Source organism: Croceibacter sp. (genome assembly GCF_002716225.1).
Taxonomy (GTDB): domain Bacteria; phylum Bacteroidota; class Bacteroidia; order Flavobacteriales; family Flavobacteriaceae; genus Croceibacter; species Croceibacter atlanticus.
Genome location: NZ_PAZX01000001.1, coordinates 40,578 through 64,461 on the forward strand (window position 1 = coordinate 40,578; position 23,884 = coordinate 64,461).

At 35.0% G+C, this 23,884-nt stretch carries 18 protein-coding genes and 1 pseudogene; 13 read left to right on the forward strand and 6 right to left on the reverse strand.

The features are described 5' to 3' along the window. Nucleotides 1-28 precede the first annotated feature (28 nt). The gene (locus CL818_RS00115; RefSeq protein ID WP_272973225.1) at nucleotides 29-685 is read left to right on the forward strand and encodes a polysaccharide deacetylase family protein; all 657 of its coding nucleotides are present in this window, start codon (nucleotides 29-31) and stop codon (nucleotides 683-685) included. 6 nt (nucleotides 686-691) lie between these two features. Here CL818_RS00115 and CL818_RS00120 read toward each other — a convergent pair whose 3' ends face one another. From CL818_RS00120 to CL818_RS00130, 3 genes are read right to left on the reverse strand one after another with little or no spacing between them, the layout of a single operon-like run. Next, nucleotides 692-988 carry a thioredoxin family protein gene (locus CL818_RS00120; protein ID WP_013186041.1) on the reverse strand — a complete coding sequence of 99 codons (297 nt, stop codon included), beginning with the start codon at nucleotides 986-988 and terminating at the stop codon, nucleotides 692-694. Nucleotides 989-1,042: 54 nt separating this feature from the next. Then, nucleotides 1,043-2,263 carry a metallophosphoesterase gene (locus CL818_RS00125; RefSeq protein ID WP_272973226.1) on the reverse strand — a complete coding sequence of 407 codons (1,221 nt, stop codon included), beginning with the start codon at nucleotides 2,261-2,263 and terminating at the stop codon, nucleotides 1,043-1,045. A 52-nt stretch (nucleotides 2,264-2,315) separates the two neighbouring features. Further along, nucleotides 2,316-2,945, reverse strand: a complete 630-nt coding sequence (locus tag CL818_RS00130; protein WP_272973227.1) for a metallophosphatase domain-containing protein — start codon at nucleotides 2,943-2,945, stop codon at nucleotides 2,316-2,318. A 54-nt stretch (nucleotides 2,946-2,999) separates the two neighbouring features. On the opposite strand from CL818_RS00130, the gene CL818_RS00135 reads away from it, so the two are divergent. Next, nucleotides 3,000-4,508 (forward strand): hypothetical protein, encoded by a 1,509-nt coding sequence (locus tag CL818_RS00135; RefSeq protein WP_272973228.1) that lies wholly within the window; start codon nucleotides 3,000-3,002, stop codon nucleotides 4,506-4,508. Here CL818_RS00135 and CL818_RS00140 read toward each other — a convergent pair. Next, complete coding sequence (locus tag CL818_RS00140) at nucleotides 4,498-5,328, reverse strand: universal stress protein (protein WP_013186037.1); 831 nt, start codon at nucleotides 5,326-5,328, stop codon at nucleotides 4,498-4,500. The two genes, CL818_RS00135 and CL818_RS00140, sit on opposite strands and share 11 nt — an antisense overlap. A gap of 153 nt (nucleotides 5,329-5,481) precedes the next feature. Here CL818_RS00140 and rimP point away from each other — a divergent pair, with 153 nt between their 5' ends. The 3 genes from rimP to infB all read left to right on the forward strand — a co-directional run bounded on the left by rimP (nucleotide 5,482) and on the right by infB (nucleotide 10,069). Further along, on the forward strand, nucleotides 5,482-5,943 hold the full coding sequence (gene rimP / locus CL818_RS00145) for a ribosome assembly cofactor RimP (RefSeq protein WP_272973229.1): 462 nt from the start codon (nucleotides 5,482-5,484) through the stop codon (nucleotides 5,941-5,943). Nucleotides 5,944-5,951: 8 nt separating this feature from the next. Then, complete coding sequence (gene nusA, locus CL818_RS00150; protein ID WP_286971046.1) at nucleotides 5,952-7,184, forward strand: transcription termination factor NusA; 1,233 nt, start codon at nucleotides 5,952-5,954, stop codon at nucleotides 7,182-7,184. 53 nt (nucleotides 7,185-7,237) lie between these two features. Continuing rightward, nucleotides 7,238-10,069, forward strand: coding sequence for a translation initiation factor IF-2 (gene infB, locus CL818_RS00155; RefSeq protein ID WP_286971048.1), 2,832 nt, complete (start codon nucleotides 7,238-7,240; stop codon nucleotides 10,067-10,069). A 78-nt stretch (nucleotides 10,070-10,147) separates the two neighbouring features. On the opposite strand, the pseudogene CL818_RS00160 reads toward infB, so the two are convergent. Together CL818_RS00160 and CL818_RS00165 are read right to left on the reverse strand one after the other, a co-directional pair. Next, nucleotides 10,148-11,068: pseudogene (locus CL818_RS00160) on the reverse strand (T9SS type A sorting domain-containing protein). Nucleotides 11,069-11,198: 130 nt separating this feature from the next. Continuing rightward, nucleotides 11,199-11,678: an SPOR domain-containing protein gene (locus tag CL818_RS00165; protein WP_353743969.1), complete on the reverse strand. Its 480-nt coding sequence runs from the start codon at nucleotides 11,676-11,678 to the stop codon at nucleotides 11,199-11,201. Nucleotides 11,679-11,898: 220 nt separating this feature from the next. Here CL818_RS00165 and CL818_RS00170 point away from each other — a divergent pair, with 220 nt between their 5' ends. From CL818_RS00170 to CL818_RS00205, 8 genes are all read left to right on the forward strand, one after another. Continuing rightward, entirely contained in the window at nucleotides 11,899-13,245 is a 1,347-nt protein-coding gene (locus CL818_RS00170; RefSeq protein WP_286971052.1) for a c-type cytochrome, read from the forward strand. Between the two features lie 57 nt (nucleotides 13,246-13,302). Then, nucleotides 13,303-16,416, forward strand: coding sequence for a TAT-variant-translocated molybdopterin oxidoreductase (locus CL818_RS00175; RefSeq protein ID WP_286971054.1), 3,114 nt, complete (start codon nucleotides 13,303-13,305; stop codon nucleotides 16,414-16,416). Between the two features lie 31 nt (nucleotides 16,417-16,447). After that, nucleotides 16,448-18,229, forward strand: coding sequence for a helix-hairpin-helix domain-containing protein (locus tag CL818_RS00180; protein WP_219359927.1), 1,782 nt, complete (start codon nucleotides 16,448-16,450; stop codon nucleotides 18,227-18,229). 2 nt (nucleotides 18,230-18,231) lie between these two features. Then, nucleotides 18,232-18,765 carry a DUF3341 domain-containing protein gene (locus tag CL818_RS00185; protein WP_013186027.1) on the forward strand — a complete coding sequence of 178 codons (534 nt, stop codon included), beginning with the start codon at nucleotides 18,232-18,234 and terminating at the stop codon, nucleotides 18,763-18,765. 4 nt (nucleotides 18,766-18,769) lie between these two features. Beyond that, nucleotides 18,770-19,450 (forward strand): c-type cytochrome, encoded by a 681-nt coding sequence (locus CL818_RS00190; RefSeq protein ID WP_148232831.1) that lies wholly within the window; start codon nucleotides 18,770-18,772, stop codon nucleotides 19,448-19,450. 24 nt (nucleotides 19,451-19,474) lie between these two features. After that, nucleotides 19,475-20,851, forward strand: a complete 1,377-nt coding sequence (locus CL818_RS00195) for an HAD family hydrolase (protein ID WP_286971060.1) — start codon at nucleotides 19,475-19,477, stop codon at nucleotides 20,849-20,851. Between the two features lie 34 nt (nucleotides 20,852-20,885). Further along, nucleotides 20,886-21,965 (forward strand): cytochrome c oxidase subunit II, encoded by a 1,080-nt coding sequence (locus CL818_RS00200; RefSeq protein WP_013186024.1) that lies wholly within the window; start codon nucleotides 20,886-20,888, stop codon nucleotides 21,963-21,965. A gap of 26 nt (nucleotides 21,966-21,991) precedes the next feature. Beyond that, nucleotides 21,992-23,818 carry a cytochrome c oxidase subunit I gene (locus tag CL818_RS00205; RefSeq protein ID WP_013186023.1) on the forward strand — a complete coding sequence of 609 codons (1,827 nt, stop codon included), beginning with the start codon at nucleotides 21,992-21,994 and terminating at the stop codon, nucleotides 23,816-23,818. Nucleotides 23,819-23,884: the final 66 nt, after the last annotated feature.

Below are 23,884 nucleotides of genomic sequence, written 5' to 3' on the forward strand. Positions count from 1 at the left end.
TTAATCCTTAATGCAAAATTAATAGGATATGACATTACCATACATTCCTAAACTTGTACAATGGTGTTTCCCTAAAAGAATTTGGCATTTTTCCAGAAAAGAAAAAAGTATCTACCTCACTTTTGATGATGGCCCTATACCCAAAGTTACGCCTTGGGTATTGCAACAATTAAGTTCTTACAATGCAAAAGCTACATTTTTCTGTATTGGAGAAAACATTAAAAAACATCCTAAACTTTTTAGTGAGATAATTTCAAAAGGTCACGCAATAGGTAATCACACTCAACATCATTATAATTGTAAATCAACAGAACATCTCAAATACATAAATGACGTTAGTTTATGTGAAGATGAAATTCACACTGCTTTGGATAAGGAAAAGGAGGCTATTGTAACCACAAAAAAGTTATTTAGGCCACCATATGGTAGGTTGTCTCTAAGAGCTTCAAAAACGCTTAGGAAACTAGGATATAAGATTGTAATGTGGGATGTGCTAAGTGTAGATTATAATGCTACATTGTCTAAAGAAAAATGTCTTGAAAACGTTTTAAGTCACGCAAAAAATGGAAGTGTAATTGTATTTCACGATAGCTTAAAGGCAGAAAATAACTTGAGATACGCTTTACCAAAGGTTTTAGCGCACTATTCTAAAAAAGGATATACTTTTAAACCAATTAAAGATTAAGAAAATCTAAACGTACTCTTTTACCAAACCAATTAGAGTGTTGGCATCTTGTTCTCCGCTTTGTCTCCATTTCATCTCACCATTCTTATATATCATAAGAGTAGGTAGTCCTTTAACACGTAAAGCTTCAGCAAGTTCTGAGTTTTTATCTACATCTATCTTTATAACTTTGGCACTGTCGCCTAAAGCAGCAGCAACATCTCGAAGTACGGGATGCATTGCGGTAGATTGTTCGTTCCATTCAGTATAAAAATCTAATAGAACAGGAATATCGAGGTCAATAAGTTCTCCAAATTTTGACATAGCAATTCAAAATGATTGGTTATAGTAGGTAAATGTACAAAATTCGTACAAATATTAAGCATCTTTGGCTTTAAGCGTAATTACAGTAATTTCTGGCCAAATACCAACACGACCTGGATATCCTAAATACCCAAAGCCTCTGTTTACATTAATACGTCTTCCTAGCTCTTCATAAATACCTGCCCAATTCTTATAACGATATTGTACAGGACTCCATTTTATAACGCCAGGAATTTCAATACCAAATTGCATACCGTGTGTGTGGCCACTTAAAGTTAACTGAAAATTTTTGGGATTAGATTTAATGTTTTGTTGCCAATAGCTTGGGTCGTGACTCAATAAAATTTTAAAATCTCTTTCAGAAAGTCCTTCAGATGCTTTTTCGATATCACCATGTTTTACAAAACCGCCAGCGCCCCAATTTTCAACACCAACAATTTTAATACTGTCTTTTCCGCGTTGTATGCTTCTGTGTTCGTTTAACAATAAATCATAACCCATTTCCTTTTGAATGTTTTTAAGATTTAAAAGGTTTTCGGCTTTTTCTTTTCCATTAGCCCAATCAACATAATCACCATAGTCGTGGTTTCCTAGTATCGAGAACACACCATCTTTGGCTTTAAGACTCCCAAAAAGTGCTTTCCAAGGATCCATTTCAGAAGCTTTATTATTAACCATGTCTCCAGTAAAGAAAATAGCATCACTTTGTTGTTCGTTAATAAGGTTTACAGCGTATTTTATCTTTTCAAAATTATCAAAGCTTCCAGAATGAATATCGCTTATTTGAGTAATTTGGTACCCATTGAAAGCTTCAGGCAAATCGTCAAAACTTAGTTCGTACTTTAAAACCCTAAAATTGTATTTACCTTGTATCATTCCGTATAATAATGATGCAAATGGTATTGCTGCAATTCCCAAGGCAACCTGACTTATAAATTTTCTTCTTGAGGGTATCGTAAATGAAGTTTCGGTAGAAAAGAATCGGTAGTACGTTGCTACAAAAAAGCGAATAATATCTTCGCCAAACATAAAGATGACTAAAATAAGTTTTGGTGCTAGCATTGCAAGCATTAAACCAAAGGCATAGCTTCTGTTGCCACTTACCACACTACCTTCCTGTGGTACAATATTTTGAAAAATTAAGTTACCTACAACCAATAATGAAAGTATAAGGTAACTGTAGTGCCAAATTTTATTTGGAGTAATTGTCTTTAATGCCTGAAAAGCATAAATATCTATTAATATATAGATGACAATAAATATGAGCCAACGCATAAGTTATTTTTTATTGAATTTAGTAGTAGCTTGGTTTTAAGAAGCCTTACAGTTACTCCAGCAAATCTTTAGATGAAACGTCTAGAATTATAGGAGGATTAAAATATCTGCCAGTGCTATCTACAGAGCTAGCATTAACAAAGATGGTGTTTTTAATTCTTGTGAGACCATAGGCATCGTGCACATGACCAAAGATGTGATACTTTAAAGATAGCTTGTCTACACGTTTAGCTAAAACCTTGTCGCCTAAGTGAAAGTTACGATCGTGTAAGTCTAAAATTTCATATGGTGGTACATGAGAAATAAGAATATCTGTTTCTTTTGGGATGTCATTCCAGTAAAATGGCTCTTTAAATGCCCATCGTGTTAAGCTAGGGACTTGTGGTGTACCCCAAAAATTAATATTCCCAAGTGTAAGAGCTGAGTTGTGCAAATAATGAACACCTTTAGGTAGGCTTTCTGTAAACTTTTTTAGATCTATATCCTCAAGATAATAGTCATGATTACCTGCAATAAATACTTTATGGGTGTGTGGCAAACTTGAAAACCAGCTTATAAACTGTGAAACTTCGCGTTTAGTGCCACCTTCGGTTAAATCTCCGGCGTGTATAATAATATCGCCATCTGGAATTATGAGATCATCTTGCCTGTTGTGTGTGTCTGCTATGCAAACAATTTTCATAGGATTGCTTTTGTAGTCTTGTTACTTAAAATATTACCTTTAGCTAAAAATATTTTGAAAAAATACATAAAAGCCATTCTGGTAACCTTAGGAGTTTTATTAGTCCTGGTAATTGGAGCAAATTATTATGCAAAACTACAACTAAAAAAAGCGTTAAGTGAGGTCTCTGCTAAAAACGACTTTTCTTATGAAACTTTAGATGTTAATGTATTATTAGGTAAGGTTTCTATAGATAATGTGAACTTTAAATCTAAAAGTTTCGAGCTTGAATCTCCTTCTATAAAGATAAAAGGTTTTGGCTATTGGTCTTATATAACGAGTAAAGATATTAGTGTAAGCACACTTCAAATAGATGCGCCTAAGTTAAAAGTGATAAAAGGAGCAGAAAAAGACACTGTCACTTCAACTAAGAATCAGTCTTTTAAAGGTGATGTTTCAATAGGTAATATAAAAACATCAAATGGATATTTAGACGTCATTAATGAAGGTGACGAAAAAAACATTTCGATTAAACTATCTAACATTAATCTTAAGTCTTTTAAAACTTCTCAGGAAATATTAAAAAATGGCTTGCCATTCCATTACGAAAGCCTTTCAGGATCTTTAGATAGTGTTTATGTAAAGATGAATTTTTATCAAGATTTAAAAGTGCAATCAATTAAGATTGAGGATAATAATTTTAATGTAAATAACCTGTCGATTACACCCAAATATGAGCGGGCAGAATTTCAAAATGTGATTCCCTATGAAAAAGATCTAATTACTCTTAATGTGCCAGAATTAAATCTTAACAATTTAAAAATAGAAACATTAAATGATAAGTTGTCTTTAAAGACTCCAAGCATCGTTGTTGTAAATGCAGACTGTAATATTTATAGAGATAAAACACATACAGATGATGTAAGGATAAAACCTATGTATAGTGAAATGCTCAGAAATTTAAACTTTGGCCTTGATATTAGTGCTTTACAAATACAATCGAGTAAGTTGGTTTATGAAGAGCGAGCAGAAGGCACTAAAAAAATAGGCAAAGTGTTGCTTGAGAATTTAAACGCTACAATTAAGGATATAAATAATACTTCAAAAAATGATGGAGGTAAACTTACTACAGCAAACATCTCTACAAATTTTATGGGAACATCTCAATTAAACGTTAATTGGCAGTTCGATATTAATAATCTAAATGACACATTTAATATTAAAGGTGAAGCAAAACAAGTCTCAGCAGATGCAATGAATATGTTTTTTGTGCCAGCAGTCAACGTTAAAGCAATAGGAACATTAAATGAGTTGTATTTTAACTATTCTGGAGACAAAAATGACGCCCTTGGTGATATGCGTATAGATTATAGCACCTTTAAGGTAGAGGTTCTCAGGAAAGATGGCTCTAGTAAAAATAGATTACTAAGCGGTATTGTAAATTTATTTTTAGACAATAACGAAAAAGATGGTAGAGTAACAAAACAAGATGTTTCTGTTACTAGGGATAAAACTAAATCTTTCTGGAATTATTTTTGGCTTTGCATACGCAATGGAGCATTGCAATCACTTACTAAATCTTAAATGTAATTACAGGACGTTTGGCATGGTTAACAATATCTTCGCTTAAGCTTCCATTAAAAAAGTGGGCAAGACCTTTTCTGCCGTGTGTAGATATGCCTATTAAACCAGCATCTATACTTTGGGCGTAATTTAAGATTCCTTCCTCTATAGTACGATCATTGTATATGTGTAAATTAAACGTCTTAGATTCCATGCCTTCTAAGAAGTTGCTCATTTTCTTTTCTGCTTCTTCGGTAGTTTTAAATTTGTTGGCGGTGTTTATATACACTAAGTGAATGTTGGCATCTATTTTATTTGCAAACTTTACAGCCTCATTAAAGGGTCTTTTGGTTTCTTCAGAAAAGTCTGTTGCAAAAATAAAATTATCAACTCTAAAATTTGGAATCTCTTGCTTAATCACTAGTACAGGAATCTCAGAATATCTTACAACCTTTTCAGTATTACTACCAATAAACATTTCTTTAAATCCTGTTGCGCCGTGAGATCCCATAATAATAAGGTCGCAATCATGTTCTTTACTTACTTCCATGATACCATCAAAAGCTTCGTGAAAGTGAACGGTTTCATGTACTGTAACACCTTCTAGATAATCACTTGCCAAAACCTCTTCAAAGCGCTTATGGGCTAATTTCATGAAAAACAAAGACTCTGGTAAGTTTTGAGAATTGTTATTGCTTGTAGGGTCTATTAATTGCATAGGTAGCTCTAGCATATGCAACAAATAAATATCTGCATTGTAAGTTTTGGCAAATTGTGCAGCAACCTTTAAGGCGTTTTCAGCTTGTTCAGAAAAATCGGTAGGGACAAGTATATTTTTCATAAAAAATTGGATTAAGTTGGATATTAAAGTTACAAAATAATTACGTGATTATTAAGGGTTTTGAAAACCAAAAAGAATTCTTATATTTGCGCCATTGAAAAAGGTAACTAAATCAATGAGGGGACGAAAAGTCCCCTCTTTTTATAACCAAAAATGTTGAAGGAAAAGGTAGATAAGTTATTGCAGGCAGTTTTAGACGACAATCCGTCACTGTTTTTAATAGATTACAACATTACTAATGATAATAGTATTGGCATCTTAATAGATGGAGATAATGGCGTAACTGTAGAAGATTGTATTACTGTAAGTCGTGCAATTGAGCATAATTTAGATAGAGAAGAAGAAGATTTTTCACTAGAGGTAGGATCAATAGGAGCAACCGCTCCGTTAACATTGCCTAGGCAATATGTTAAAAATATTGGCAGAGTCCTAAGTGTGAAAACTGAAACAGAAAAAATTGAAGCAGAACTTGTATCTGCGGATGATAATGAGATAGCCTTAAAGTGGAAGGCTAGGGAGCCTAAGCCGGTAGGAAAAGGAAAACATACTGTAGAGAAAGAAGCGGTAATTCCTTATGAAAAAATTGTAGAAGCAAAAGTTATGATTAAATTCTAAGCAAACAAATGGAGAATATTGCATTAATAGAATCGTTTTCTGAGTTTAAGGACGACAAGCTTATAGACAGAGTAACACTCATGGCTATACTTGAAGAAGTCTTTAGAAGTGCTTTAAAGCGTAAGTTTGGTGAAGATGATAATTTTGATATTATCATTAACCCAGATAAAGGCGATTTAGAGATATGGAGAAACCGTGTAGTGGTTGAAGACGGTATGGTGGAAGATGATAACTCTGAAATTTCATTAACTCAGGCTAGAAAGATAGAACCTGATTTTGAAGTAGGAGAAGATGTGTCTGAAGAAGTTAAGCTTATCGATTTAGGAAGACGTGCTATTTTGGCATTACGTCAAAACTTGATTGCTAAAATTCACGAGCACGATAACACAAATATTTACAACCAATTTAAAGAATTAATTGGAGAGATGTACTCGGCAGAAGTACATCACATACGTCATCGTGTAGTAATTTTATTAGATGATGAAGGCAATGAGCTTATCATGCCTAAAGACCGCCAAATACCTTCAGATTTTTTCAGAAAAGGAGAAAGTGTACGCGGTGTAATAGAAAGCGTAGAATTAAAAGGAAATAAACCTGCAATTATTTTTTCTAGAACATCTCCTTTATTTTTGGAGAAATTGTTCGAACAGGAAATACCAGAAGTTTTTGATGGCTTAATTCAAGTTAAGAAAGTTGTGCGTATTCCTGGAGAAAAAGCAAAAGTAGCTGTAGATTCTTATGACGATCGTATAGATCCTGTTGGAGCTTGCGTTGGTGTAAAAGGATCACGTATTCATGGCATAGTTCGTGAATTAGGAAATGAAAATATAGATGTAATAAACTACACAAGTAACGACCAATTACTTATAAACAGAGCGCTAAGCCCTGCAAGAGTTACATCTGTAAAGCTTAATTCAGAAACCATGCGTGCCGAGGTTATGTTGAAGCCAGAAGAGGTTTCAAAAGCCATTGGTCGTGGAGGNCACAACATTAGATTNGCNAGTCAATTAACTGGTTATGAAATAGATGTGTTTAGAGAAGGTGTAGAAGAAGATGTAGAGTTAAAAGAATTCTCAGATGAAATTGATGCTTGGATCATAGCCGAATTTTCGAAAATTGGTTTAGATACAGCAAAAGCAATTTTAGAGCAGGATTTAGATGACTTGGTACGACGTACAGATTTGGAAGAAGAAACCATTCGTGAAGTCGTCCAAATATTAAGAGAAGAATTTGATCAGTAATTAATCCATACTTTTCAAAAAAACAAATAAAAGGGATAACTTAGAGGCAATTTATGGCTGAAGCAAGAACAATGCGATTAAACAAGGTGTTGCGAGAATTTAATATTTCTCTAGACCGTGCTGTGGAATTTTTAAAAGAACACGGTCACGAGATAGACGCGCGCCCAACAACCAAGATTTCTGGAGAAGTCTACGATGTCCTTTTTGACGAGTTCCAAACAGACAAGAGCAAAAAGCGCGAATCAAAAGAAGTAGGCGAGGAAAAACGTAAGGAGAAAGAACGCCTTAGGTTAGANAGAGAGAAAGAGCAAGAGGAAAAGGAGAGAAAGGCAGAAGTTGTTCGTGGTAAAGCAAGTTTAGATGGTCCTAANCAAGTAGGTAAGATAGACTTAAACAAAAAGCCAGAGGCAAAAGAGGAAACTCCAGAGCCTGTTAAAGAACCTGTTAAAGAAACGCCTAAAGAAGAAGCTAAGCCTGAACCAAAGAAAGAAGTTGAGGTTGTAAGAGCTGGCGCTAAACTTTCTGGAACTAAGCAAGTAGGTAAGATAGATTTAGACNCTCCTAAAAAGCCAGTGGCTAAAAAGGAAGCGCCNAAAAAAGTTGANCCGAAAAAAGAAGAACCTANAAAGGAAACTCCTAAAGTAGTAGCTAAAGAAGCTCCAAAAAAGGAAGAAGCTCCTAAGCAGGAANCNGCAAAAGAAGAAACTAAAGATGCTCCAGAGGCNTCTAAAGACGATAATAGAGTAACTACTAACTATAAAAAGTTAGATGGTCCTAATTTTACAGGTGAGAAGATAGATCTTTCTCAATTTAAAAAACCTGCTAAAAAGAAGGACGATAAGAAAACCTCAGATAACTCGCCTAAAAAGCGTCGTCGTCGTATAAGTAAAGATACAAGNCCATCTTCTAGAGGTGGTGCCAATAAAGGTGGTAATAACAGAAGAGGTGGCGGTAAACGTCAAATCGTTAAAGAAGAACCTACAGAGGCAGAAGTACAAAAGCAAGTACGTGAGACTCTTGAAAAACTTCAAGGTAAGTCAAACAAAGGTAAAGGTGCTAAGTACAGAAGAGATAAAAGAGACCAACACCGTACTAAATCTGAAGAAGATTTAGCACAGCAAGAAATAGAAAACAAAACATTAAAGGTAACAGANTTTGTTACAGTTAGNGAAGTTGCGATAATGATGGATGTTCCTGTAACAAAAGTTATTTCTGCGTGTATGACGTTAGGAATGATGGTTACAATGAACCAGAGNCTAGATGCTGAAACATTAAGTATTGTTGCAGACGAGTTTGGTTATGAAGTTGATTTTGTAAGTGCAGAGGAAGAAGAATCTATAGAAGAATTTGTAGATGCACCAGAAGATTTAGTTCACAGAGCACCAATTGTAACGGTAATGGGGCACGTAGATCACGGTAAAACATCGTTGCTGGATTACATTCGTGAAGAGAACGTAATTGCAGGTGAAAGTGGTGGTATTACACAGCACATTGGAGCCTATGCGGTTGAGTTAGAAAGNGGTCAGAAAATTTCTTTCTTAGATACGCCAGGTCACGAGGCCTTTACGGCAATGCGTGCACGTGGAGCGCAAGTTACAGATATTGCAATTATTGTAATTGCTGCAGATGATGATGTGATGCCTCAAACAAAAGAAGCTATTTCACACGCACAAGCGGCAGGTGTGCCAATTATATTTGCTATAAACAAGGTAGATTTACCAACTTCTAATCCAGAAAAGATTAAAGAGAAGTTAGCAAGTATGAATTTATTAGTTGAAGATTGGGGTGGAAAAATACAATCTCATGATATTTCAGCTAAAAAAGGTACAGGTGTAAAAGAGCTATTAGAAAAAGTATTACTAGAAGCAGAGATATTAGAACTTCAAGCAAATCCAACGAGATTAGCACAAGGTACTGTTGTTGANGCATTCTTAGATAAAGGTAGAGGATATGTGTCTACCATACTTGTTCAAACAGGAACACTTAAGATTGGAGACTATGTACTAGCCGGAACNAATTCTGGTAAAGTAAAAGCAATGCAAGATGAACGTGGTCATATTGTTAAAGAGGCAGGACCTTCTACGCCAGTTTCCATACTTGGTTTAGATGGAGCACCTCAGGCAGGTGATAAGTTTGTTGTGATGGAAGATGAGCGTGAAGCTAAGGATATTGCTTCTAAGAGAACACAATTACAAAGAGAGCAAAGTGTTAGAACACAAAGACATATTACCTTAGATGAAATAGGTCGTCGTATTGCTTTAGGAGACTTTAAAGAACTTAATATAATTCTTAAAGGTGATGTTGATGGTTCTGTTGAAGCATTAACTGATTCTTTCCAGAAGCTTTCTACAGAAGAAATTCAAGTTAACATTTTGCATAAAGGTGTTGGAGCCATCACAGAAAGTGATGTGTTATTAGCAAGTGCTTCAGATGCTATTATAATAGGATTTAATGTTCGTCCTGCAGGAAATGCAAGACAAGTAGCAGATCAGGAAGAAATAGACATCCGTACGTANTCAATTATTTATGACGCTATAAATGATCTTAAAGATGCGATGGAAGGAATGTTGTCTCCAGTAATGAAAGAAGAGATTACAGGTACNGCAGAAATCCGTGAAACATTCAAGATATCTAAAGTTGGTACTATTGCAGGTTGTATGGTAACTACTGGTAAGATTTACAGAAACTCTGGTATTAGATTAATTAGAGATGGTGTTGTTGTCTTTACTGGAGAATTAGATTCTCTAAAACGTTTCAAGGATGATGTTAAGGAAGTATCTAAAGGATATGACTGTGGTCTTCAGGTTAAAAACTACAATGATATTAAAGAAGGTGATATTGTAGAAGCTTATCAAGAAGTAGCAGTNAAGAAGAAGCTTAAATAATATANNNTNATNTANNNATATAANAAAAACGCCTCAAAGTAATTTGAGGCGTTTTTGCATTTAAGATATNGGTTATGGTTAGNGCTTTANNATNCGTTTNGTNATNGTNCCTTCNTCAGCTTCNAAANTCATAAAATAAATACCANTTNTTAAANNTGTNANNTCTANNTTNAAATTNTTTTNAAGGTTNTANGTNTANTTNTGNAATACTTGTTTACCAGTTACGTCATATACATTCACCATTTTTGGTGAAATAGTATCTTCAAAAGAAACTGTAGCTTCATTATATATTGGGTTAGGAAATAGTGTAACAGCATTACTTAATTTTTCTGTTCCTGTATTAAGTATTTCAGTTGCGCTTATAGATACAACAAAATTGTTTGAAGCTGCGCCTATAATGCGTCTCGCGCAAGAACTTGTACTTGCTGTACTGCAGGAAGAAAATGCATTAATTTCTGTTAACGCATCAGAACCTGTCATAGCTATACCATTTAATACGCCATTTATGTTGTCGCGTTGAGAGTTAAACATAACCCATATTGTATCATCAGTTTCAGATGAAATGTCAACATTAGGCATGTCTATAACAATAGGGTTTGCTGCAGTTGGAGCAGATGTTAGGTTTATGGTCACTTCAGAGCCTTCTATTAAGCTACCAGCGCCATCTGCGCCACACATGCCTTCAGAACCACTTGAGCCGGTTACAGGACAATCTGTATATAATCTTACGGTAAACTCGCCAGGTATAAATGCAGTATCTGTAGTTACAAAACACGATATAGTTATTTGATTAATAATTCGCGCTGTACCTGCTAGCTGTACGCCATCTCCAGAAAATGTTCCGATGCCATTATCTGCACTCGATATTGCTACTCCTAATGCAACACCACTACCATTATCTATAGCCTCGTAAATAACTTCTGAATCTTGTGAATAGGTCTGTTTTGTTACTCCAATAATAAGAGCAATTACCATAAGTTTTAAGTATAAATTTCTCATATTTTAANTTGTTTATAAAAGAGAAATATATATAANNCTANGNCTGNNTNNTANGCTTTAGTTATTAATTAACTNACAGATTGTCAGTTNTCTATNATATAAGTTTTTAGTCTTAAAGTATAATGCGTGTTCAGTAAAATNAGTATGAANTAGGATNATAAAAAAGCGGTCTATATATGTATACAGACCGCTTTNAAATATGATATNGNATNTGAGTNTANCCTCTTTCTGGTTTAAAGATAAAAGCACTAGGAAATTGCTCTTTTATTTTAAGTAAAGCTCTATCTGCTTCAAGTTTATTTCTAAAATTCCCTACCCAAACTTTATAGTTAGGGGTTTCGTAAACAACTTCTGATGGCCACTCGCCAAACTTAGATCTAAAACTTGTAATTGTGTTACTNGCTTTTTGATTGTTTCCATAGTAAAGTTGAATCTTGAANCGNTCTCCAAGCTCATTATTTTTACTCATATCGATACGTTTTTCTANTANTTGAGGAAGTTTNGCGTCCTGTTCAANNTTAATATTNCCTTGTTGTGCAANGCTAATTTGGCTACTAACCAATATGAAAAACAATGTTTTGTATAAAATCTGTATATTTAATCTGCTCATTTTGAAAAGTATTTGATGCAAAAGTAACCTAGGTAGAACGAATTTTNAGAGTAATTTATTATTTAGATTTATTATAAATTATTAATTATCGTAGCTGTTACATTTCCTAAAAGGTCTTTAAGTATTACTTTTGTGCCTGATTTTAAAAGGGCGTTAACTATATATTTTAAATAGCTTAAAGCTAAAATCATACCAATCTCGAAGATAATTGAACGACGATATGAAACAGGTGTCAACCCGCCATCAACTACTTAAAACGCTGTTACTCACTTTGGTGTTTTTTGTATCATTATCCACAAATTCATTTGCGCAAGCGCAGGCCGATCCAGTTCAAACTGGTGAAGAGCAGGTGCAAGATGCTGGCGCTACAGAAGGCGCTGGAGATCCGGCAAAAGGAAAAGAATTATTCAACTCTTTGTGTGCAGCTTGTCATAAGCGTTATAAAAACGCAACAGGTCCAGCACTAAACGGTGTGACAGATCGTCACGAACGTGGTTGGATTTACGAGTGGGTAAAAAACAATGCAGACTTAAGAGCTTCTGGAGATGCAGAGGCTATTGCAATTTTTGAAGAATGGGGTGGTTCTGTAATGAACAACTTCCCTCAACTTTCTAACAACGATATCGATAATATCCTTGCTTATGTTGAGGAGCCTAAAGCAGAGCCGCCAGTTAATCCTGGTTCAACTGGAGGTGGATCTTCTGAAGGTGGTAATGGTGTTTCGAATAATCTTGTGCTGGGTATTCTTGCATTTGTGTTGTTAATGTTGATCTCTGTATTATTCTTAGTTAATAAGACATTAAGAAGATTTGCANCGGANCAAGGTGTTGCCTTGCCGGTTAAGGAAAAAAGAACTCCTATTTGGAAATCATTTATAGAAAATCAATTCCTAGTATTAGTTACGGCGGTATTCTTACTGTTAGCTAGTGGGTATTTTGTGTATGGTTATTTTATGCAAGTTGGTGTAGATCAGGGTTACGAGCCAATTCAGCCAATTCATTATTCGCATAGAATTCACGCAGGTCTTAATGAGATAGAGTGTAAGTATTGTCACTCGTCTGCTAGAGTTTCTAAGCATTCTGGTATTCCATCATTAAATGTTTGTATGAACTGTCATAAGTCTATCTCTGAGGTAGCTGATGCTTCTAGTGAGTTTACTTCGGTTACAGATGAATATTCTAAAGAGTTTTATGACAATGAGATCCANAAGCTTTACGATGCTGTAGGATGGGATGGTCAAAAATATACTGGTGAAACGAAACCGGTAAAATGGGTGCGTATCCATAACTTACCAGATTTTGCTTACTTTAATCACTCACAGCACGTATCTGTTGCTGGAATAGAGTGTCAGAAATGTCACGGTCCTGTTGAGGAAATGGAAATTATGAGTCAGCACTCNCCATTAACTATGGGATGGTGTATTAACTGTCATAGAGAGACAAATGTTAAGATGGAAGGTAATGCTTATTATGAAAAAATTCATGAAGAGCTNGCTAAGAAGTACGGTGTAGAGCAAGTAACTGCTGCAGAAATGGGTGGTTTAGAGTGTGGTAAGTGCCACTATTAATATAATATAAAGTCCTGATTTGTACTTTAAACAAATCACCAAAAAACAATAATGCATATGTCATCAAACAAGAAATACTGGAAAAGTGTTGAGGAGTTGGAAGATTCCAATCCAGTGGTTGAGACGCTTCGTCAAAATGAGTTTCCATCAGAGATTCCTACGGATGATTTCTTAGGGAATGATGAAACGATGGAGAATTCGTCTACATCACGTCGTGATTTCTTAAAATATGTTGGTTTTAGTACGGCGGCAGCCTCTCTTGCAGCTTGTGAGGGTCCTGTTATTCGTTCTATTCCTTATGTAGTNCAACCTGAGAGTATTGTTCCTGGTGTTGCAAACTACTATGCCTCTACAATAGCAGATGGTTTCGATTTTGCTAGTGTTTTGGTTAAGACTCGCGAAGGGCGTCCTATTAAAATAGACAGAAACCTAGAAGATGGAGCTGTTGGATCTGTAAATGCTAGGGTTAACGCATCAGTATTATCGCTTTATGATAATAATCGTTTAAAAAGACCAATGGCTAATGGTGAAGCGGTTTCTTGGGAAGCGTTTGATAAGCAAGTTGGTGATAAATTAAATTCTTTAGGAGGAAAGCAAATTGTGTTGTTAACACAAACATTTGCGAGTCCATCTACAGATAGAATTATAAAAGAATTTTCTTCAAAATACGCTAATGTAAAGCATGTTGTNTANGANACNGTTTCAGATGAAGCTGCTTTAAATGCTTTTGAAGGGAAATATGGTTCTAGAGCATTNCCTAATTATGANTTCTCTAAAGCTGAAACTATTGTTTCTGTTGGAGCAGATTTCTTAGGTGATTGGCAAGGTGGAGGAAATGACAAAGGCTATGCTAAAGGTCGTGTTCCTAAGAATGGGAAAATGTCTCGTCATATTCAGGTAGAGGCTAATATGTCATTGTCTGGTGCTAATGCAGATAAGCGTATTCCTGCAACGCCATCTCAACAAAAAGCAATTCTTGCTGCCATGTATGGTTATATTGTTGGGGGTTCAACTAGTGGTCTAGATGCGAAATTTGATGATGCAGTTGTTAAAGCTGTCTCTCAATTAAGAAATTCAGGTAGTAATGCTGTTGTGTTAACGGGTCTTCAAGATGAAGATGCGCATACTCTTGCAATGGCAATAAATGAAAANCTTGGTAGTATTGTTATGGATGTTAAGAATCCTAAAATGATACGTCAAGGTAATGCAAAAGCTGTAAAACAGCTTGTAGTGGATATGAATTCTGGTGCTGTTGGCGGCTTGCTTATTGCTGGTGTAAATCCTGCATATAGCTTACCAAATGCAAAAGAATTTATAGAAGGATTANAAAAGGTTGATGTAGCAGTGTCGTTCTCTTCAAAAGAAGATGAAACAGCAAAACTTTGTAACTATGTTGCTGCTACACCTCACTATTTAGAGAGTTGGGGAGATGTGCAAATGACTAAAACTCATTTTAGTTTAATGCAACCTACTATTAAACCTTTGTATGATACACGTCAATTTCAAGAGACGTTAATGCAGTGGTCTGGCAATACTACTAAATACTATAAATACATTAAAGATACTTGGAGTTCTGTTCTAGGTACNACATCTTGGAGCGACGCATTACACGATGGTGTTTTTGTTTCTTCGACAGNAATATCGGCAGATGATTCAGCTNTAGCTTCTCAAGAAGAAACAGAATCAGTTCAGTCAACTTCGGCTTCAACAGCAGCAAGACGTTTAGCGCAGTCTGCTACTAATTCAGGAAGTGGATTAGAGTTAACACTTTATACTTCAACTGCATTAGGAGATGGTCAACAGGCAAACAATCCTTGGTTGCAAGAATTTCCAGATCCAATAACTAGAGCATCTTGGGATAANTATTTGTTAGTTTCAAAAGCAGATGCAGATAGATTAGAGCTTAAAAATACTCACGTTGCAAATGGAGCGCTTAACGGAAGTTATGTAACCATAAAGGCAGATGGTGTAGAGCTAAATAATGTACCTGTAATTATCCAGCCTGGACAAGCAATAGGTTCTGCGGCATTAGCTTTAGGTTATGGTAAGAAGGAAAGTATTCAGAAAGAAATGCAAACAGGTATTAATGCATATCCTTTATATAAGGATTTTAATACCGTACAAAATATAAGTATATCTAAAGAAAGCGGTATGCACGAGTTTGCTTGTGTGCAGCTTCAAAATACCTTAATGGGTCGTGGTGATATTTTAAAAGAAACCACGTTAGAGATATTTAACACAAAAGATAAGCACGTTTGGAATAAAATGCCAGAAGTGTCTAAAGATCATATTGAGTATGATGTAACTTCTCCAGAAGTTGATCTTTGGGATGAATTTGATCGTTCAGTAGGACATCACTTCAATCTTTCTATAGATCTTAACTCTTGTACTGGTTGTGGGGCTTGTGTAATAGCTTGTCATTCAGAAAACAACGTTCCTGTAGTAGGTAAAGAAGAGGTTCGTAAGAGTCGTGATATGCACTGGTTGCGTATAGATCGTTANTATTCTTCTGACATGACTGAGGAAAAAGCTGAAGAAGAAGGATATAGTGGTGTTGGATTATTTGGTGACGGTGTTACAGATATGTTTACTGAAATGGAAGATCCATCTGCAGTAAGTCCTCAGGTAGTTTTTCAGCCTGTAATGTGTCAACATTGTAATCACGCACCTTGTGAAACTGTTTGNCCTGTNGCGGCTACATCACACGGTCGTCAAGGTCAAAACCATATGGCTTATAACCGTTGTGTAGGTACGAGATACTGTGCTAACAACTGTCCTTATAAAGTAAGACGCTTTAACTGGTTCTTGTATAATAAAAATGATGAGTTTGATTATCATATGAATAATGACTTAGGTCGTATGGTATTAAATCCTGATGTAGTTGTACGTTCTCGTGGTGTTATGGAAAAATGTTCTATGTGTATTCAAATGACACAAAAAACTATTTTAGATGCTAAACGTGATGGAAGAGCTATTAAGGATGGCGAATTTAAAACAGCTTGTTCTGCAGCTTGTGAAAGTGGCGCATTAGTCTTTGGCGATATTAATGACAAGGATAGTGAGATTAACGAGTTGAAAGAAGATGATCGTATGTATCATTTATTAGAAAGTGTTGGTACAAAACCTAATGTGATGTATCAAACCTTGGTAAGAAATACCAAAGAAGCTTAAACCAATTACAAAATTAACTTAGATAAGTATTATGCATTACGAAGCACCTATACGACAACCTCTTGTTACTGGCGATAAGTCCTATCACGATGTGACTGTGGATGTAGCGGCGCCAGTTGAAGGCAAAGCCAATAAATCTTGGTGGATTGTTTTCTCTATCGCGCTTGTAGCATTTCTTTGGGGAATTGGCTGTATAATTTACACGGTGTCAACTGGTATCGGAACATGGGGATTAAACAAGACCGTAGGTTGGGCTTGGGATATCACAAACTTTGTTTGGTGGGTTGGTATTGGTCACGCAGGAACTCTAATTTCTGCAGTATTATTATTATTCCGTCAAAAATGGCGTATGGCCATTAACCGTTCTGCAGAGGCAATGACAATTTTCTCTGTTGTACAAGCAGGTTTGTTTCCAATTATACACATGGGTAGACCATGGTTAGCATACTGGGTATTACCTATTCCAAACCAATTTGGTTCATTATGGGTAAACTTTAACTCACCTTTACTTTGGGATGTATTTGCAATCTCTACTTATTTATCTGTATCACTTGTTTTCTGGTGGACAGGTTTATTACCAGATTTTGCAATGATACGTGATAGAGCTGTAAAGCCTTTTCAGAAAAGAATTTATTCTATTCTTTCATTCGGATGGAGTGGTCGTGCAAAAGATTGGCAGCGTTTTGAAGAAGTATCTTTGGTTCTTGCAGGTCTTGCAACACCTCTTGTACTTTCGGTTCACACAATTGTATCTTTTGACTTTGCTACATCTGTAATTCCAGGATGGCATACTACTATCTTCCCTCCTTATTTTGTGGCAGGTGCTGTATTCTCTGGGTTCGCAATGGTGAATACGTTACTTATTATAATGCGTAAAGTATCTAATCTAGAAGATTATATTACTGTACAACATATTGAACTTATGAACATTGTAATTATGATTACAGGTTCTATAGTAGGTGTGGCGTATATAACAGAGTTGTTTATTGCATGGTATTCTGGAGTAGAATATGAGCAATATGCTTTCTTAAACAGAGCAACTGGACCTTATTGGTGGGCATATTGGAGTATGATGACGTGTAATGTTTTCTCTCCACAGTTTATGTGGTTTAAAAAACTACGTACAAGTATTATGTTCTCTTTCATAATTTCAATTGTTGTAAACATTGGTATGTGGTTTGAGCGCTTTGTAATTATTGTAACATCACTACATAGAGATTACCTTCCATCTTCTTGGACAATGTTCTCTCCTACGTTTGTAGATATTGGAATATTTATAGGAACAATAGGTTTCTTCTTTGTTTTATTCTTACTATACTCTAGAACTTTCCCAGTTATAGCTCAGGCAGAAGTTAAAACGATTTTAAAATCGTCTGGAGAAAACTACAAGAAAATAAGAGCAGAAAAAGGAGATGATGCTAAATTGTATACACCTGTCGTAAGAGAGCCAATGGTAAACTCAACATCTGGGTTTAATGAGCACACAGATATAAGCACTGAATCTCATAATGAAACAGTAAATGCAGACGCACTTGTTGATACTGAAGCTCAAAAAGATAAAATAGATAATCTACTTGATAAAATTGGTTCATTTGATCCTGCTACTCAAAAAGCAGATGATTTGAAGAAAATTAGTGGTGTTGGTCCAGTTATGGAGCAGAAACTTCACCAGTTAGGTATCTATACATTTGACCAGGTAAGCCGTATGACAAAAACTGAGTACGATTTATTAGATAGTATTATTGATTCTTTCCCAGGTCGCGCAGAACGTGATGATTGGGCAGGTCAGGCAAACACCTTAAAAAACAAATAGTAATGTCTTCAAAAGTAATACACGCAATTTACACAGACGACGACATCTTAATGCAAGCTGTCAAGCAAACTCGTGAGGCTAAGTATCATATAGAAGAGGTTTATACACCTTTTCCAGTACACGGTCTAGACAAAGCTATGGGTCTTGAGCCTACTCGTATTGCCATTGCTTCTTTTATGTATGGTCTAGTTGGTCTTACGGTAGCAGTGCTAATGATGAATTTTATAATGATTGAAGATTGGCCTCAAAATATTGGTGGTAAACCTAGCTTTAGCTATATTGAGAATATGCCATCTTTTGTGCCTATTATGTTTGAACTTACTGTATTTTTTGCAGCTCACCTTATGGTTATAACTTTTTATATGAGAAGTAAACTATGGCCATTTAAGCAAGCTGAAAATCCAGATGTAAGAACAACAGACGACCATTTTTTAATGGCTATAGATGTAGCTAACCATAATGTAGAAGATATGACTAAGTTCTTCTATGATACTGGAGCTCTAGAAATTTCAATTGTTTCAAATGATGAACACTAAACAAATGAAGAGTATATTCAATATAGTTTTGATTTTAGGAATTTCAATATCATTAACTTCTTGTTTTGATAAAGAAAAACCAAACTATCAATACATGGATAATATGTATGAGCCAGTAGGTTATGAAGCTTATGGTGCATATAATGTTTTTGAGAACGAACAAGAGGCAAAGCTTCCAGCAGAAGGAACTGTACCAAGAGGTTGGGCTCCTTATGATTATGAAGATTCTGCAGAAGGAAAGGCTAATGCTAAGGCTAATTTAAAAAACCCTATTGCTTATTCAGATGATAATTTATCTTCTGGTAAACAACTTTACACAATTTACTGTGCTATTTGCCACGGTGATAAAGGTGATGGTAAAGGTACTTTAGCAAAACGTGAAAAAATATTAGGTATTCCGTCATATAATGATCAAGGCCGTGCAATTACAGAAGGTGATGTGTATCACGTGATGTACTATGGTCTTAATACAATGGGATCTTATGCTGCTCAAACTAGTGAGGAAGAGCGTTGGCAAATTGCTCATCATGTAATGAAGCTTAAAGATGCATTAGATGGAAAACCAGAAAGACAGACTGTAAATGATGATTCTCAAGTAGAAAATACAGCTACTAATGAAACATCAATGACAACAGAAGTTTCTGTAATGGAAACAGAAAACGAATTAAACGAGGAACAAGAATAGCATAACTGCATTTACAGATATAGTATGTACACCTTATCAAGCAAACTTAAGTTAACTGCAATAATCTTTATGATTGTTGGTGCCATTGGTCTCATTTATGGCTTTATAGCCGCTCCTTCTACTTTAGAAGAAGTTAAAGAAATGATGGCAGCCGAAGCACACCATGGTGGTGGCCACGGTGAAGAAGCTTCTCATGAAACTACAACTCATGACATAGAAACTACACATAATGCTTCTGAGCAAACACATAACGAAACCGCGACAGGAGACAATCATGAAGCAGATTCACATGAAGTTTCTCACGCTGAGCATGTATTTCATCAATTACAAAATAAGCCTTGGGCTGCCGTATATGTTGCAGCATTCTTTTTCTTTATGATTCCTTTAGGTGTTTTAGTATTTTATGCTATTCAATTTGCTGCGCAAGCAGGTTGGTCACCAGTATTATTTAGAGTAATGGAAGGTATTACTGCCTATCTATTACCAGGTAGTTTAATAATGTTTGCATTGTTACTATTATCAGGTTTCCATTTAAATCATTTATTTGTTTGGATGGATCCAGAAGTTGTTGCACATGATGAATTAATTCAAGGTAAAACTGGGTTTTTAAATGTTCCTTTTTTCTTAATTCGTGCAGCAATCTATATTATTGGTTGGAACGTATTTAGAAACTTATTACGTAAGTACTCTCTTAAACAAGATGAATCTGATAACAATTCTTATTATAAGAAGAGTTTCCGTTTAGCGGCAGGCTTCTTGGGATTCTTTATAGTAACGGAATCTATGATGTCTTGGGATTGGATAATGAGTTTTGATCCACACTGGTTCTCTACATTATTTGGATGGTATGTATTTGCAAGTATGTTTGTTTCTGGTATTACAGTAATAGCACTTGTTACTATTTACCTTAAGTCTAGAGGTTATTTAGAATATGTAAATAATAGCCATATACACGATTTAGCTAAATTCATGTTTGGTATAAGTGTATTCTGGACTTACTTATGGTTCTCTCAATTTATGCTTATCTGGTATTCTAACATTCCTGAAGAAGTAACTTACTTTATTACTAGAATAGATGATTATAACCTACCATTCTTTGGTATGTTAGTATTAAACTTCATCTTTCCAATATTGGTATTAATGAATAGTGATTATAAGCGTGTTAATTGGTTTGTAGTTATGGCAGGTGTAGCAATACTTGTGGGACACTACATAGATATCTTTAATATGGTAATGCCTGCAACTGTAGGAGGATCTTGGTTTATTGGTATCCCAGAAATTAGTGCAGTGCTATTCTTTGGAGGTCTTTTTGTATTAGTTGTATTTACAGCACTTACAAAAGTACCGTTAGTACCAAAACGTAATCCATATTTAAAAGAAAGTAAACACTTTCATTATTAATAATCAGAACGATATTTAAAGAATCATATATAAAATGACTGTATTTTTAACCATAATCGTATTAGCGCTTTTAGCAGTTACTGGTTGGCAAATGTCCAAGATATTTCAACTGTCTCAAGGTAACCAAAATGTTGGAAACGATTCAGAAGTTGCTAATGATAAGGATAATAGAATAAATGGGTATTTGAGTATCATGTTTTTGATATTCCTATATGTAATAAGTATTTATTGTTTCTGGAATTATAGTGAATTCTATTTGCCTGAAGCTTCTTCTGCACACGGTGCAGATTACGATACTTTAATGTTTATTACTATAGCACTTATTATGTTTGTGCAAGTAATTACACAATTCTTACTATTTTATTTTTCTAATAAATATGCTGGTAAGAAAGGGCAAAGAGCTCTTTTTTATGCAGATAATGACAAGTTAGAATTTATCTGGACTATTATTCCTGTTGTAGTATTAGCAGGTCTTATCCTTTATGGTTTGTTTACTTGGAGTGACATCATGAATGTAGAAGAGACAGAAGATACTATGGTGGTTGAACTTTATGCTTATCAATTTGCTTGGAGAGCTCGTTATTCTGGTGATGATAATACTTTAGGTAAAGCTAATGTAAGATATATTGAGGGCATCAATGCATTAGGTGTAGATCCTAGTGACAACTACGGTAAAGATGATGTTATTACTACGGAATTACACTTACCTGTAAATAAACCAGTTTTATTTAAGTTCAGATCTCAAGACGTATTACACTCAGCGTATATGCCTTTCTTTAGAGCACAGATGAATGTTGTGCCAGGAATGATTACTCAATTTGGATTTACACCAACTGTAACGTCTGAAGATATTCAGGAAAGCGAATTTATGATTAAAAAGGTTCGTAAGATTAATGAAATAAGAAGAGAGAATAGTAAAGACCTAGTTGCAAAAGGTGAAGAACCTTTAGATAGCTATGAATTTGAATATTATCTTTTATGTAATAAGATTTGCGGAAAATCTCATTACAACATGCAGATGAAAATTGTTGTTGAGTCTGAAGAAGATTTCAACGCTTGGATGGCAGAACAAAAAACACTTAGCGAAGAACTTTCAGCTCAAGCTAGTAACTAATATATTACAATAAACAAGATTAAGATATGTCAGCAGTAGCAGTAGCACACGATGATCACTCACATGACGATCACGGGCATCATCACAAAGAAACATTTATAACCAAGTACATCTTTAGTCAAGATCATAAGATGATTGCTAAGCAATATCTTATTACAGGTCTTATTATGGGTGCTATAGGAATAGGTATGTCAATCCTATTCCGTTTACAGTTAGCTTGGCCAGAAGAATCATTCTGGGTTTTCGAATTCTTTTTAGGAAAATGGGCAGAAGGTGGTGTTATGGATCCTGGTGTTTATTTAGCATTAGTGACTATTCACGGTACCATAATGGTATTCTTTGTATTAACTGCTGGTTTAAGTGGTACATTCTCAAACCTATTAATTCCACTTCAAATTGGAGCACGAGACATGGCTTCAGGATTCCTTAATATGGTTTCTTATTGGTTATTCTTTATTTCAAGTGTAATCATGTTATGTTCTCTTTTTGTTGAATCTGGACCTGCATCTGCTGGTTGGACAATTTATCCTCCATTAAGTGCATTACCTCAGGCAATTCCAGGTTCTGGTACAGGTATGACTTTATGGTTAAGCTCTATGGCGGTATTTATTGCGTCGTCTTTATTAGGTTCTCTAAATTATATTGTAACTGTAATAAACTTACGTACTAAAGGTATGTCTATGACACGCCTTCCTTTAACTATATGGGCATTTTTTGTAACAGCAATTATTGGTGTAGTTTCTTTCCCAGTATTACTTTCTGCTGCATTAATGTTAATTATGGATAGAAGCTTTGGAACATCTTTCTTCTTAAGTGATATTTATATTGCAGGTGAAGTTTTACAACACCAAGGAGGATCTCCAGTTTTATTTGAACACTTATTTTGGTTCTTAGGTCACCCAGAAGTATATATAGTTCTACTTCCTGCATTAGGAATCACTTCAGAAATTATTGCAACAAATTCTCGTAAACCTATTTTTGGTTATAGAGCTATGGTTGCTTCTATATTAGCAATTGCTTTCTTGTCTACAATTGTTTGGGGTCACCATATGTTTATTTCAGGAATGAATCCGTTCTTAGGTTCTGTATTTACATTTACTACATTATTAATTGCAATACCATCTGCAGTAAAATCTTTCAACTATATTACAACTCTTTGGAAAGGTAACTTACAGATGAATCCTGGTATGTTATTCTCAATAGGCTTAGTATCTACTTTCATTTCAGGTGGATTAACAGGTATCATCTTAGGAGACAGTACTCTAGATATTAACGTTCACGATACTTATTTTGTAGTAGCTCACTTTCACTTAGTAATGGGTATTTCTGCATTGTATGGTTTGTTTGCTGGTGTTTACCATTGGTTCCCAAAAATGTTCCAAGGTCGTATGATGAATAAGAATCTTGGTTACGTTCACTTTTGGGTAACAGCTATAGGAGCTTATGGAATTTTCTTCCCTATGCACTTTATAGGTATGGCAGGTTTACCAAGACGTTACTATACTAACACAGCATTCCCTTATTTTGATGATTTAACAGATGTAAATGTTGCTATTACTATTTTTGCAATTATTACTGCTTCAGTACAGTTAGTATTCATTTACAACTTTGTACACTCAATTTTCTACGGAAAAGTTGGTTCTCAAAACCCTTGGAAATCTAATACTCTTGAGTGGACAGCAGATCAGAAACATGTTCACGGAAACTGGTCTGGTCAAATACCACACGTTTACCGTTGGCCTTATGACTATTCTAAGTTAAATGAAGATGAAACAGACTATGTTATTCCAGGTCAAGATTGGGTAGGACAACATATTCCTATGCAAGAAAACGAAGAGGAAATGAATCATTAATTAGTTTTCTAATTACTCATAAAAAAAGCCTATCAATTAATTGATAGGCTTTTTTAATTTAAGTGT